Source organism: Tepidiphilus thermophilus, from assembly GCF_001418245.1.
GTDB classification, from domain to species: Bacteria; Pseudomonadota; Gammaproteobacteria; order Burkholderiales; family Rhodocyclaceae; genus Tepidiphilus; species Tepidiphilus succinatimandens.
This window is the reverse complement of record NZ_LIPU01000002.1, coordinates 107,792-121,155: the sequence shown is the minus strand read 5'-3', so window position 1 is coordinate 121,155 and position 13,364 is coordinate 107,792. Positions and strand designations below refer to the sequence as shown.

General features: G+C 66.6%; 10 protein-coding genes and 1 tRNA gene. 5 read left to right on the top strand and 6 right to left on the bottom strand.

Features of this window, described 5'->3' with window-relative positions:
* The first annotated feature begins 26 nt into the window (after nt 1-26).
* Together ASC37_RS02290 and ASC37_RS02285 are read left to right on the top strand one after the other, a co-directional pair.
* The gene (locus tag ASC37_RS02290) at nt 27-1,277 is read left to right on the top strand and encodes a lipoprotein-releasing ABC transporter permease subunit (RefSeq protein WP_055422830.1); all 1,251 of its coding nucleotides are present in this window, start codon (nt 27-29) and stop codon (nt 1,275-1,277) included.
* Nucleotides 1,270-1,974, top strand: a complete 705-nt coding sequence (locus ASC37_RS02285) for an ABC transporter ATP-binding protein (protein WP_055422829.1) — start codon at nt 1,270-1,272, stop codon at nt 1,972-1,974. Before ASC37_RS02290 ends, ASC37_RS02285 begins: the two co-directional genes overlap by 8 nt.
* 24 nt (nt 1,975-1,998) lie before the next feature.
* Here ASC37_RS02285 and ASC37_RS02280 read toward each other — a convergent pair whose 3' ends face one another.
* From ASC37_RS02280 to ppsR, 5 genes are read right to left on the bottom strand one after another with little or no spacing between them, the layout of a single operon-like run.
* Complete coding sequence (locus tag ASC37_RS02280; RefSeq protein ID WP_055422828.1) at nt 1,999-2,568, bottom strand: DUF2062 domain-containing protein; 570 nt, start codon at nt 2,566-2,568, stop codon at nt 1,999-2,001.
* Nucleotides 2,569-2,575: 7 nt separating this feature from the next.
* Entirely contained in the window at nt 2,576-3,544 is a 969-nt protein-coding gene (locus ASC37_RS02275; RefSeq protein ID WP_055422827.1) for an alpha/beta fold hydrolase, read from the bottom strand.
* A complete protein-coding gene (locus ASC37_RS02270; RefSeq protein ID WP_055422826.1) occupies nt 3,541-5,976 on the bottom strand; it encodes a DNA internalization-related competence protein ComEC/Rec2 in 2,436 nt (811 codons plus the stop codon). Before ASC37_RS02270 ends, ASC37_RS02275 begins: the two co-directional genes overlap by 4 nt.
* A gap of 18 nt (nt 5,977-5,994) precedes the next feature.
* Entirely contained in the window at nt 5,995-7,194 is a 1,200-nt protein-coding gene (locus ASC37_RS02265; RefSeq protein WP_055422825.1) for a DUF2863 family protein, read from the bottom strand.
* Between the two features lie 23 nt (nt 7,195-7,217).
* Nucleotides 7,218-8,057 (bottom strand): posphoenolpyruvate synthetase regulatory kinase/phosphorylase PpsR, encoded by an 840-nt coding sequence (ppsR, locus tag ASC37_RS02260; protein ID WP_055422824.1) that lies wholly within the window; start codon nt 8,055-8,057, stop codon nt 7,218-7,220.
* 101 nt (nt 8,058-8,158) lie between these two features.
* Between ppsR and ppsA the strand changes: the two genes are divergently transcribed.
* Nucleotides 8,159-10,540: a phosphoenolpyruvate synthase gene (ppsA, locus tag ASC37_RS02255; RefSeq protein ID WP_055422823.1), complete on the top strand. Its 2,382-nt coding sequence runs from the start codon at nt 8,159-8,161 to the stop codon at nt 10,538-10,540.
* A gap of 39 nt (nt 10,541-10,579) precedes the next feature.
* Nucleotides 10,580-10,656, top strand: a tRNA-Arg gene (locus tag ASC37_RS02250).
* A 55-nt stretch (nt 10,657-10,711) separates the two neighbouring features.
* On the opposite strand, the gene ASC37_RS02245 is transcribed toward ASC37_RS02250, so the two are convergent.
* A complete protein-coding gene (locus ASC37_RS02245) occupies nt 10,712-11,560 on the bottom strand; it encodes a thioredoxin family protein (protein ID WP_055422822.1) in 849 nt (282 codons plus the stop codon).
* Nucleotides 11,561-12,035: 475 nt separating this feature from the next.
* Here ASC37_RS02245 and ASC37_RS02240 point away from each other — a divergent pair, with 475 nt between their 5' ends.
* Complete coding sequence (locus tag ASC37_RS02240; RefSeq protein ID WP_072247891.1) at nt 12,036-13,346, top strand: AmpG family muropeptide MFS transporter; 1,311 nt, start codon at nt 12,036-12,038, stop codon at nt 13,344-13,346.
* The last annotated feature ends 18 nt before the right edge of the window (nt 13,347-13,364 follow it).

Sequence of the window (13,364 nt, the reverse complement as noted above, 5' to 3'; positions counted from 1 at the left end):
ACGCCACGGAAAACGGAAAAGGGACGATGTACGAATGGTTCATCGGCTGGCGCTATACCCGCCGGCAACGCGGCACGCGCGGGCGCAACGCCTTTGTGTCGTTCATCTCGCTGGTCTCCATGCTGGGCCTGATGCTGGGCGTGGCCGTCCTCATCGTGGTGTTGTCGGTGATGAACGGCTTTCAGGACGAACTGCGCCATCGCATCCTGGGGGTGGCCTCGCACATCGAGGTCACGGCCCAGAGTGGCATGCTCGAAGAATGGCCGGCGGTGCTCGACCGGGTGCGACGGCATCCGGAGGTACTCGGCGCCGCGCCCTTCATCCAGGAACAGGCGATGGTGAGCGGCAACGGCCGCGTGCAGGGCGTGGGGGTGCGGGGCATCGAGCCCTCGCTCGAGCGCGGCGTCGCACAGTTCGCCGACTATTTGCGCGCCGGCAGCCTGGAGGCCTTGCAGCCGCATTCCTACGGGATCGTGCTGGGCACGGATCTGGCGCGGCGCCTGGCCGTGGGTCTGGGGGACGAAGTAACGCTGATCGCACCCACGGCCACGGCCACGCTGGCCGGTGTCATGCCACGGGTGCGCGCCTTCCGCGTGGTCGGACTCTTCGAATCGGGGATGTATGAATACGATTCGGGTCTGGTGCTGGTGCATCTGCGCGATGCCCAGGCGCTCTATCGCTACGGAGAGGCGGTCTCGGGGGTGCGCCTGAAAGTGCGCGACCTCTTCGCCGCCCCGGCTGTGGTGCGCCAACTCGCCCCGACGCTGCCCGCCGGCCTGTGGCTGCGCGACTGGACGCAGACGCATGCCAATTTCTTCCGCGCCGTGCAGCTGGAGAAGACCATGATGACGCTCATCCTCTTTCTCATCGTGGCGGTGGCCGCGTTCAACATCGTCTCCACGCTGGTGATGGCAGTGCAGGACAAGACCGCCGACATCGCCATTCTGCGCACCCTGGGCGCGAGCCCGGCTTCCATCATGGGGATCTTCGTCGTGCAGGGCACCACCATCGGCGTGCTGGGGCTGGCGGCGGGGCTCGCGCTGGGGCTGACGATCGCCCATCACCTCGACGTGGTGGTGCCGGCGCTGGAGCATCTCACCGGGGCGACCCTGTGGAACAAGGAGATCTATTTCCTGAGCGAGCTACCCTCGAAGGTGCTCGCTGCCGACGTGCTGCGCGTGCTCACCGGCTCGTTCGTGCTCACGCTGCTCGCCACCCTCTATCCCAGCTGGCGCGCTTCGCGCCTGCAGCCAGCCGAGGCGCTGCGCCATGAGTGAGACGACGGCCAGGGGGGCCGAAACGCCGGTACTGGAGGCGCGGGCGCTGAGCAAGGTATACCTCGACGCGGGCGCGCCGCTCACCATCCTCGACGGCGTGGATCTGACGGTGATGGCCGGCGAGCGTGTGGCCATCGTCGGGGCTTCCGGTTCGGGCAAGAGCACCTTGCTGCACCTGCTGGGCGGGCTCGACCGGCCCAGTAGCGGCGAAGTGGGCTGGTCGGGGCAGGCGGTGTTCGCGCTCGACGAAGCCGCCCGCGGCCGGCTGCGCAACGCCATGCTCGGCTTCGTCTATCAGTTCCACCATCTGCTGCCAGAATTCACTGCGCTCGAGAACGTGGCGCTGCCGTGGATGATCCGGCGCCGGCCCAGGGCCGAGGCGCTGGAGCGAGCGCGGGCGCTGCTGACCGAGGTGGGGCTGGAAGCGCGGCTGGCGCACTTCCCGTCCCAGCTCTCGGGCGGGGAGCGCCAGCGCGTGGCGATCGCCCGGGCGCTCGTCACCGAGCCGCCCTGCCTGCTCGCCGACGAACCCACCGGCAACCTCGACCGGGCGAACGCCGAGCGCGTCTTCGAATTGCTGCTCTCGCTCACCCGCACGCGCGGCATGGCGCTCGTGGTCGTCACCCACGACGAGCGGCTCGCCTCCCGGCTCGACCGGCGGCTCGTGCTGGAAGCGGGGCGGCTGGTAGCAGTATGATGTAGTGATGTCAGCTCATCCCTGCTACTTTTTAGGTGCAAGGGAAGTCGTCGCCATGCGACGTCGGCTCCGACGCCGGCGCCACTGGTGCACGAGATGCCATCGCCACCATGCGCGCACGAGGAAATAGCCCGCCACGGCGAGCGTGCTCGCCAGCACGAAGAGGCCGAGAAAGAGCGGCGTCCCCAAGGAGGCCACCCAGGCGAACGCCTGATCCATCCATTCTCTCAGGCTTTGCTCGCCCCATTCGGGCGCGGGCTGGAAGCCGCCGTTTTCCCGGCCGAGCAGAAAACTGCCGATCTGGTAGGCGACGAAATAGATGACCGGGATGGTGAGGGGGTTCGTATAGAGGGTGGTGAATACGGCAACCGGTAGATTGGCGCGAAAGAGCACGCACAGGAGCGCGGCGGTGAGCATCTGGAACGGCCCAGGAATGAGGCCGCACCACAGGCCGATGGCGACGCCCGCCGACACCGAACGGCGGTTGATGTGCCACAGTCGCGGGTGGAGCAGGGTGTTGCGAAACGGTCTCAGCCAGCGGTTGTCGCGTACGACTTCGTGATTGGGCAGAATGCGTTTGAACCAGCGGCGCATGGGAGCCTCAGGGTGAGGAGCGATCGAGCAGGAAATCGCGCACGACGGCGATCTGCTGCGGGTCCATCAGCGCCGGGGCATGGCCGACGCCGGGGATCTCGACCAGCTTGGCGCACGGGCCGCGGCGGGTCATTTCCTCGGCGGTCTCGCGCGTGAGCAGATCCGATTCGGCGCCGCGCAGCACCAGGGTGGGACAGCGGATGGCGTCCCAGAGTGCCCAGAGGTCGACGTCGAGCGCCGGTTGCGTCTGGAAGGGGACGGCGATGCCGGGGTCGTAGCGCAGCACCCAGCGCCCGTCCACGTCCTGGCGCACCGAATGCAGGGTGAGGTGCCGCCATTGCGCGTCGGTGAGCGGTCCGAAGGGGGCGTGGATGCGCCGCAGGTAGGCTTCGGCCTCTTCCTGCGTGGCGAAGTGCGGTGTTTCGGCCACGTAGCGCCCGATGCGCTCGAGCGAGGCGGCCGAGAGCACGGGACCGACGTCGTTGAGCACCAGTTTGTCGATCGGGCTCATGGGCTGGGCGGCGAGCGTCATGCCGATCAATCCCCCCATGGAGGTGCCGAGCCAATGCAGGGTCTTGGGGCGGATCTTGCCGAGCAAGGTGAAGAGGTCCGAGACGTAGAGCGGAATCGTGTAGTCGGTCTTGACCGTGAGCCAGTCGGAGAGCCCGCGTCCGACCACGTCGGGGCAGATCACGCGGTAGTGGGGTGCGAGCGCGCGGGCGAGCTCGTCGAAGTCGCGCCCGGTGCGCGTGAGGCCATGCACGCACAGCAGCACCTTGGGGTTGGTCGGATCGCCCCATTCGTAGTAGACCATGCGATGGATGCCGTGTGGACCGACGCACATGATGTGGTCGGTGCGCATCTCGGTGGGATGGCCGTCGTGGCGCGGCGCAGATTCGCCGGCGGAAGTGCGTGGCGTGGGGCGCGCGCCGGTAAGCCAGCGCTTGGCGCGTTCGATCCAATGAGCAAGATTCATGGGGATGGCTCCTCTTCTTCGCAGGAAGGGTCTTGCCATACAGAATACCAGTAGCGCCGCGTTTCTGCCCGGTGAGTTCGCACGCTCAAGCCCTCGGTCGCGAAGAAGGCCGTGACCGCGCCGTCGCGGTCGCTGCGCCACGCCTGCGCCCCGGCCCGCCGCCAGGCCGAGGCCACGCCGCAGTCCGGATGGTGAAAACGGTTGCGGTAACCAGCGGCGTAGACGACGTGGCGCGCGCCGGTGGCGGCGATCCACTTCGGCGAGGAGCTCGTTTTGCTGCCGTGGTGCCCGGCCACGACGAGCTCGGCGCGCAGCGCCTGCGCCGGCAGGGTGGCGAGCAGATGGCGTTCGCCGCGCTGCCCCAGGTCGCCCGGTACGATCGCCGCCCCGCCGGCCGCCTCCACGCGCAGCACGCAGGAGGCGTCGTTGTCCCCGCGCCCTTTCCAGGGGTCGGCAAGGTCGGGATGGAGGATGGCAAAGCGTACGCCGTCCCATTCCCAGCGATCGTCGCGGCTGCAGGGTAGTGCCAGCGGAGGCAGCGCCGCCAGGCGGGCTTCGTCCATGCCGCCGGCGCGCACGGAGGCTGCGGGCAGCGCCCGCGCGAGCGCGGGCCAACCGCCAATGTGGTCCTCGTCCGGATGCGAGAGGATCACGCGGTCGAGCCGGCGCACGCCCTGGGCACGCAGGTAGGGCAGAAGCACGCGGCTGCCGGCGTCGAACCCGCCTTGCCGGGGGCCGGTGTCGAAGACGAGGTCGTGCGCGGCGGTCTGCACGTGTACCGCGAGTCCCTGTCCGACGTCGAGCACCGTGAGGCGCGCCTCCCCCGGTCCCGGCCGCGGCGGCTGCCAGAAAAGGATCGAAGCGATTCCGACGAGACCGATCGATCGGGCCGGCGTGCCGCGCGGCAGCAGCATCCAGGCAATCGCAGCCGTGGCGGCGGGCACCAGCGGCCAGGGCGGATGCGGCAGGATCAACGTCGCGCCAGGCAGCGATGCGCACAAGCGCAGTACCGCCTCGAGCGCGGCCACGCTCGCATCGAACGCCACCACGAACAATCCGGCCGGGAAGGCGAGCACGAGCAGCGCGAGCGGCGTGACCACCCAGCTCACCCAAGGGATGGCCACCAGGTTGGCGAGGGTACCGAGCGCGGCGACGCTGCCGAACCAGCCGAGCACCACCGGCGCGAGCAGCAGCGTCAGGCGCCATTGCACTGTGACGAGTTTCCGACCGAAGGACAGCAGCGGACGGTACCACGGCAGGGTTTCTTCGGCGGCGTTTGCTTCGGCCGCGGTGTCTTGCGTCGCCGGCGCACCATAGACGATGAGCGCCCCCATGGCGAGGAAGGAAAGCCAAAACCCGGGCGCGCCCACCGCCCAGGGATCGAAGACGAGCACCGCCCACAGGCTCAGCATCAGCACCGTCCAGCCGGAGACGAAACGGCCGCTGAAGAGCGCGCCGGCTGCCGCCAGCAGCATCACCACGGCGCGTTGCGTCGGCACTTCCATGCCCGAGAGAAGCGCATAGGCGAGCGCCGCGAGCACGCCAGCGGCCAGCCCCGCCGGCCGTGCCGGCAAGATCAGCAGCCGGGCGGGATTGCGCCGCCACAGTGCCGCCGCCATGCCCCCGGCGAGCACCGCCACCAGCGTCACGTGCAAGCCGGAGATGCTCACCAGGTGGGCCGTGCCGGTGGCTGCGATCGTTTGCCAGGCTTCTTCGTCGAACCCCCGCATGTCGCCGATCGCCAGCGCCGCGAGCCATTCGCCATGGTGCGAACCCGTGCGTTCGAGCCGCTGCCGCGCCGCCTCGCGCCAGCGCTCGAGCGCCACCCGCGGCGTCCACACGGTGCCGGGCAGGGCCGTCGGCGCTGCCGTCACCCGTCCAGTGGCGCCGATGCCGCGGGAAAACCAGAAGAATTCGCGATCGAAGACGCCCGGATCGGCCAGACCGTGCGGCGGGCGCAGCTCGACCTGCAGCCGCCAGCGCGAACCGGGCTGCCACAAGGCGTCGGGCAAGGTGACGTCCTTGCGCGTCGTCGGCGCAAGCAGCCATAGGACGGAAGGCACTCCCGCCGGTGCGCGCTCGACGGCAAAGGCGAAAGAACGGCCGAAGCTCTGTTCCACCCCCAGGGCGCGCACGTAGCCCTCGACCACGAGCTCACGCTCGGCGAGCGCCTCCGGCAGGCGATCGGCCAGGCGCAGCGCGCTGCGCCAGCCACTCGAAGAAAAGGCGAGCAGCACGGCGGCAAGAAAGACGAGCCCATGCGTGGGAAGATCCGGCGCCTCGGGTGCCTTACGCCAGCGCCGCCATCCCGGGACGAAGGCGAGCGCTCCGCCAAGGAACAGGGCCGCGAACGCCCCTCGGCCCGGCAGCGCCGGCAGCAGGTGCAGCGCAATGCAGCCGAGCAGCCAGCCGGGCGCGAGCGTGACGATCACGGCTGGGCATCCCGCCGCTCAATGCAGGTAGCGCGGCCCCGACGGCGTGTGGCCGGTCGTGTCGCCCTCGTCTTCCTCTTGGGCGGGCAGCTCGGCGTGCACCAGCTCCCCCTCGGCATTGGGAAAGAGCGGAGCGCCACAGTCCTCGCAGAATTCGAGCGGCAGGGTACGGCGCAGCGTCACGACGTCCTGGATGCCCACCGCCTTGAGGGTTTCCTGGATCTGCCGCTGCGCCTCGGCCTCCGTCTCGTCGGCGCCGAGCAAGGGCCACGGCACACCGTGCACCACCTGGCCGCCGTGCTTGAGGGCGAGTCCGATGCGGTATTCGAATTCGCCCTGGCTCTCGCATGGCGCAATCACGGCGCGCAGATGGCTCGCGGCGATGTCGGCCTCGGCGGCGAGAAAGGCGATCGCGGCATGGATCGCAAAGGGGCGGGCATCGCGGTTCGCCTTGCGCGAGGCGGTGAAGTAGGCATCGGGCAATTCCGTTTCGGTGCCGCAGCCGGGCATGATCTGCGCGAGCACCGGCCCGGCCTGCTTGCGCCATTGGTCGAAGGCGAACTCGCGATCGCCCTCCGCTTCCTGCCAGGTGAAGATGGGACCCTCCTTGGGCGCGGCGGCGGCCACCAGCACGTAGCGGATGTCGGAGAGGAAGACGGCCGACTCGGGCAGCGCGTCGCGATCGACGGCATGGTCGCGCCCGGCGAGGGCATCCTTGCCCGCGGCCTGCAGCCAGCGCCGCGTGGCGACGAAGCCTTCGGGCAGCTGGTCCGGGCTGAAGAGGTAGTCGAAGAGGGCGAACTTCACCCCGGCGGCGAAGATGTGCGCGCCCAGATGCACGCGCAGGTTCTCGCGCACCGCCTGGGGAATGGGGCGGGCCGGGATCTGGAACCGCGACCAGGCGAGCACGGGCGCAGCCACGAGCACCAGGTCATGGCTCTTGTCGAAATCGGCCAGTGTCTCGGCCTCCGAGTCGAGCACGTCGCTCAGCTCCTCATAGGCCTGCAGCTCGCTCTGGTAGAGATGATCGAGCGCGCGCTCGATCGCGGCTTCGTCTCCGGCTTCGAGCAGGGCGCGGACCGTCTCGCTGAGAAGACGTTCCCAATAGCGATCCTCGATGCGGCTGCCCGACTGGGCCAGCCCCTTGGCGAGCCAGCACAGGCGCTCGGCATCGCGCGGCAGGCCGCTCGGGCGGGAAATGCGGGTTTTCTTCTTCATGGCGTTGCTCCAAAAAACCCGTCTCACAGATCGGCGTATTTTTGCATCTTTTGCAGGTGCTGCATGATCACGGCGGCGATCTCCTCGATCGATTTGGTCGTCGAATCGATCCAGGGGATCCCTTCGCGGCGCATCAGCGCCAAGGCTTCTTCCACTTCCTTGCGGCAGTTCTCCAGTGACGCATAGACGCTGTTGGGGCGGCGCTCCTGGCGGATCTGGGCCAGGCGCTCGGGGGCGATCGTCAGCCCGAAGAGCTTGGCGCGATGGAGCTTGAGCGGCGCCGGCAGCGCCTTGCGCTCGAAATCCTCGGGAATGAGCGGGTAGTTGGCCGCCTTCACCGCGTATTGCATGGCCAGGTACAGACTCGTCGGCGTCTTTCCGGAGCGCGACACCCCGATGAGGATGATATTGGCGTCGTCGAGCGTGCCGTCCTGAATGATTCCGTCGTCGTGCGAGAGCGCGAAGTTGATCGCTTCGATCCGGCGCTGGTAGCTGCGGTTGTCGAGGATGCCGTGGAACCGCCCCACCGCGTGCGTGCTCGGCATGCCCAGCTCGCGCTCGAGCGGCCCGAGAAAGGTGCCGAAGAGATCGACGATGTGGGCTTCGGCCCGATGCAGCACCGCCACCACGGCGGGCTGTACCAGCGTGCTGAAGACGATGGGGCGCAGCCCCGTGCGTCGCTTCACCCGTTCAATGCGCTCGACGAGGTCGCTCGCTTTTTCCGGCGCATCGATGAAGGGCGCGCGCACCTCGTCGTAGTCGAACTCGGGGAATTGCGCGAGCAGACTGTGACCGAGCGTTTCGGCGGTGATGCCCGTGCCGTCGGAGACGTAGAATACGGTGCGTTTGGGGGTATCCGGCATGGCGGGGGAGCAGGCGCGAGCGGCGCTTTGCGCTTACCAAAATGGGGGAAAACCCTTAGAATACCATTTTTCCGTGCCTCACGAACTCAGGAAAGGCTGCGATGACTCGATATGTGATCCCGTTCAACGAGCTGCGCATGACCGACGTCGGCATCGTCGGCGGCAAAAACGCCTCACTCGGCGAGATGATCAGCCAACTGCCCGCGGACGTGCGCGTGCCGGGCGGTTTCGCTACCACCGCCGAGGCCTACCGCCTGTTCCTCGCGCAAAATGGCCTGGCGCAGCGCATCCATGAGGCGCTCGAGGCGCTCGACGTCGATGACGTCAACGCCCTCGCCAAGACGGGCGCCGAGATCCGCCGCTGGATCATGGAGACGCCTTTCCCGCCCGAGTTCGAAACCCAGATCCGCCAAGCCTACGCCGAGCTCGTCGCCCGCGAAGGCGAGGGGGCGAGTTTTGCCGTGCGCTCCTCGGCCACGGCCGAAGACCTGCCCGATGCCTCCTTCGCCGGCCAGCAGGAAACCTTGCTCAACGTCTCGGGCATCGAGAACATCCTGCACGCCATCAAGGAAGTCTTCGCCTCGCTCTACAACGACCGGGCGATCGCCTACCGCGTGCACAAGGGTTTCCGCCACGCCGAAGTGGCGCTCTCGGCCGGCGTGCAGCGCATGGTGCGCTCCGACGTGGGCGCTTCCGGCGTGATGTTTACCATCGACACCGAATCCGGTTTCCGCGACGTCGTCTTCATCACCGCCTCCTACGGTCTGGGCGAGATGGTGGTGCAAGGGGCGGTCAACCCCGACGAATTCTACGTCCACAAACCCACCCTGATGCAGGGCAAGCCCTCCATCATCCGCCGCAATCTCGGCTCCAAGCTCATCAAGATGGTCTTCGGCGAGCCCGGCGAGGGGGTGCGCGTCAAGGTGGTCGACGTGCCCGAGGCCGATCGCAACCGCTTCTGCCTCGAAGACGCCGACATCCTCGAACTCGCTCGCTACGCGGTCATCATCGAACGCCACTATGGCCGTCCCATGGACATCGAATGGGGCAAGGACGGCATCGACGGCAAGATCTACATCCTGCAGGCGCGCCCCGAGACGGTGAAGTCGCAGGAAAGCGGCCGCGTGATGGAGAAATACCGCCTCAAGCAGCACGGCAAGGCGCTGGTGCATGGGCGCGCCATCGGGCAGAAAGTCGGCGTGGGGCCGGTGCGCATCGTCACCGATCCCAGCCAGATGGAGCGCGTGCAACCCGGCGACGTGCTCGTCACCGACATGACCGACCCCAACTGGGAGCCGGTGATGAAGCGCGCCGCGGCCATCGTCACCAATCGCGGCGGACGCACCTGCCACGCGGCCATCATCGCCCGTGAATTGGGGATCCCGGCCATCGTCGGCTGCGGCAACGCCACCGAAGTGCTGCAGGAAGGGGAGATCGTCACGGTCTCCTGCGCCGAAGGCGATACCGGCTACGTCTATCGCGGCAAGCTCGACTTCGAAGTACAGCGTACCGACCTCGGAACGCTGCCCGAGCTGCCGGTGAAAATCATGATGAACGTGGGCAATCCCGAGCTTGCCTTCGAGTTCGCCCAGATCCCCAACGCCGGCGTGGGCCTTGCCCGGGTGGAGTTCGTCATCAACAACGTCATCGGCGTTCATCCGCGCGCCATCCTCGAATTCGACCAGATCTCGGCCAAACTGCGTGAGGAAATCTCGCGCCGCGCCCGTGGCTACGCCAGCCCGCGCGCTTTCTACGTGGAAAAGCTCGCCGAAGGCATCGCCACCATCGCCGCCGCGTTCTATCCGCAGCCGGTGATCGTGCGCCTGTCCGATTTCAAATCGAACGAATACCGCAAGCTCCTGGGCGGCGAGATCTATGAGCCGGAAGAAGAAAACCCCATGTTGGGCTTTCGCGGGGCGGCGCGTTACATCGCGCCGAGCTTCCGCGAGTGCTTCGAGATGGAATGCGAGGCCGTGAAGAAGGTGCGCGACGTCATGGGGCTCACCAACGTCAAGGTGATGATCCCCTTCGTGCGCACCGTGGGCGAGGCCGAGCGTGTGGTCAAGCTCCTGGCGGCCAACGAGCTCGAACGCGGCAAGAACGGGCTCGAGCTCATCATGATGTGCGAGATCCCCTCGAACGCGCTGCTCGCCGAAGCCTTCCTCGAGCACTTCGACGGCTTCTCCATCGGCTCGAACGACCTCACCCAGCTCACCCTGGGGCTGGACCGTGATTCGGGACTAGTGGCCGAATCCTTCGACGAGCGCGATCCGGCGGTGAAAGTCCTGCTCGGCATGGCGATCGACGCCTGCAACAAGCTCGGCAAATACGTCGGCATCTGCGGCCAGGGCCCGTCGGACCACCCCGATCTGGCCGAATGGCTGATGGAGCGCGGTATCCAGACGATCTCGCTCAACCCCGACACCGTCATCGACACCTGGCTTCAGCTCGCCGAGCGCCTGCGCGAGCGAAAGGGTGCTTGACACCTGGCGGAGAATGGCTATAATTTCAATCTCTGTTGCGCGCCCGTAGCTCAGTTGGATAGAGTACCTGGCTACGAACCAGGGGGTCGTGGGTTCGAATCCTGCCGGGCGCGCCAAGAACCGGAACCCGGAGCCGCTGGTGCGGCTTCGGGTTTTTTTATCGGTGTCGAGTCAATACAGCACACTTGCCAGCTTGCGCCGATACTCGGCCACGAGCGGATCGTCTCCCAGCAGCTCGAAAACGGAAAGCAGCGCCTTGCGCGCCGCCTCGTCGTTCCAGCGTCGGTCGCGACGGATCATCGCCAGCAGCTCATCCATCCCTTCCGCGTAACGTCCCGCCGCCACCAGCTGTTTGGCCAGCCGCAGGCGCGCTTCCATGTCGTCGGGGTTGCGGGCGAGCCGTTCGCGCAGCGCCCTTTCGTCTTCCGTCGCCGCGCGGGCGAATTCCAGCCGTGTGACGAGCCGTTTGGTCGCCTCGTCGAGTCGCCCAGCAGCAGAGATGGCGTCGATCTGCGCTTGGGCTTCTTCGAGCCGTCCGAGCTCGATCAGCACCTCTGCCAAGGCGCGTTTGACTTCATCGTCGTCTGGTGCGAGTGCTGCTGCGGCTTCCAGGCGCTGCAGGGCAGCAGCCAAGTCACCGCGTCTGCGTAGTTGCTGTGCCTCGCGCAATAGATCGTCGGCCGGCGAGGGGAGCAACCGCTCGATGAAGTCTCGTACCGCCCGCTCCGGCAGCGCTCCGGTGAATTCGTCGACCACCTCGCCATGGCGGAACGCCTTGACGTTGGGGATGCCGCGCACGCCGTAGCGGGTGGCGAGCGCCGGGTTCTCGTCCGAATTCACCTTGGCGAGCAGGAAGCGGCCGCCGTATTCTTCGGACAGCTTTTCCAGGATGGGCTTGAGCACCCGGCACGGTCCGCACCAGGGCGCCCAGAAGTCGACCAAGACGGGAACCTCGTGCGAGCGCTCGAGTACGAGAGAGGGAAAAGTGCGTTCGTCGACGTCGAAAGAAAATTGACTCATCGTTTCCTTTCCTGATTTTCGACAAGGGACGACTGGGAGAGCCCATTCAGCGTAAGATATGAGGATAAGGCCTGGCCGCGACAAGGATGAAAACGAAGGCAAAGGCGCAGAGCACGCCAAGATCCCTCCCTGGTCCGAAGACACTGGAAACGCCGGGCAACCCGGAAGGGGGCCTGATGGGGGGGGAATCATCGCCTTGCCAAGGGTTTTAGTTGATTTTAGCCCCCATTGCAACCTCAACGTCAAGATTTTCGTTTGGGCGAAACAATGAGTTTTATAATCTCGATGCCGCGCTCGCGTTCGTCGTGGTGGTCATGCTCTTCGGCCAGGTTACGCGAGTGACGATTTTCGTCGGACCGGCGTGGATTGCCCCGGTCGTGACGGCTTATCATGCTTTTGGTCTTCAAAGGGAAAACGTCGGCTTGCCATCGAGGCCAATTCTTGAAAGAGGCTTCCGATTGCCGAGAAAATGACCATGCCTGCCTGGCTTGCCCCGCTTCTCACCCGCAAGATGCTGATCTGCATCTTTACCGGTTTTGCCTCTGGGCTGCCGCTCTACCTCCTCATCAACCTGCTGCCCGCCTGGCTGCGCAGCGAAGGCGTCGACCTGAAGACCATCGGCTTCTTCGCCCTGATCCAGTTTCCCTACACCTGGAAATTCCTCTGGTCGCCTCTGCTCGACCGTTTCGCGCCGCCGCTCGGCCGGCGGCGTGGCTGGATGCTGATCACCCAGATCGGCCTTTTATTTTGCATCGGCGGCTTGGGCGGTTTCGATCCGCGGACGCACATTTTCGCCATTTCCTGCCTCGCCGCGCTGCTGGCGTTCTGTTCCGCCACCCAGGACGTGGCGCTCGACGCCTTTCGCCGCGAACTGCTCGCCGAGAGGGAACTGGGCCTGGGCAATGCCGTGCATGTCAATGCCTACCGGCTCGCCGGCCTCGTTCCCGGTTCGCTTTCGCTGATCCTCGCCGACCGTCTGCCGTGGAACATGGTCTTCTGGATCACGGCGCTGTTCATCCTGCCGGGCATGGCGATGGCGCTCTTCATCCGCGAACCGGTCGTCGTCGACCGGCCGCGCACCCTGCGGGCGGCCTGCATCGAACCCTGGCAGGAATTCATCGGCCGACGCGGCTGGCGCGATGCCTTCTGGATCCTGGCTTTTCTGTTTTTCTACAAATTGGGCGACTCGCTCGCCACCGCCTTGTCGACGCCGTTCTACCTGGACATGGGCTACGGCAAGACCGACATCGGCCTGATCGCCAAACACGCCGGTCTGTGGCCGGCCATTCTCGGCGGCTTGGCGGGTGGCCTGTGGATGGTGCGCATCGGCATCAACCGCGCCTTGTGGCTCTTCGGCCTGGTGCAGATGTTCGCCATTCTCGGTTTTGCCTGGCTGGCCTGGCTCGGCCCTTTTTCGCACGTCGGCACCTTCGAGCGCGCTGCACTGGCCGGCGTGATTTCCGTCGAATATCTGGGCGTCGGACTGGGGACGGCGGCCTTTACCGCCTTCATCGCGCGCACCACCCATCCGGCTTACACCGCCACGCAGTTCGCGCTCTTCACGAGTCTCGCCGCCGTGCCGCGCACTGTGATCAATGCCTTTGCCGGCGTACTCGCCGAACGGCTGGGCTGGATGAATTTCTTTTTCTGCTGCGTGGCGCTGGCCGTGCCGGGCATGCTTTTGCTCAAATGGATCGCGCCCTGGAACGGGGAAAGATGGGGCGACTCGGAGCGCCGGCTCGATCCGTCTGGCGGCATCGGCACGATGCCACTGCGGTCGAGGTAGCGGGTAGTCTGGTTCGTC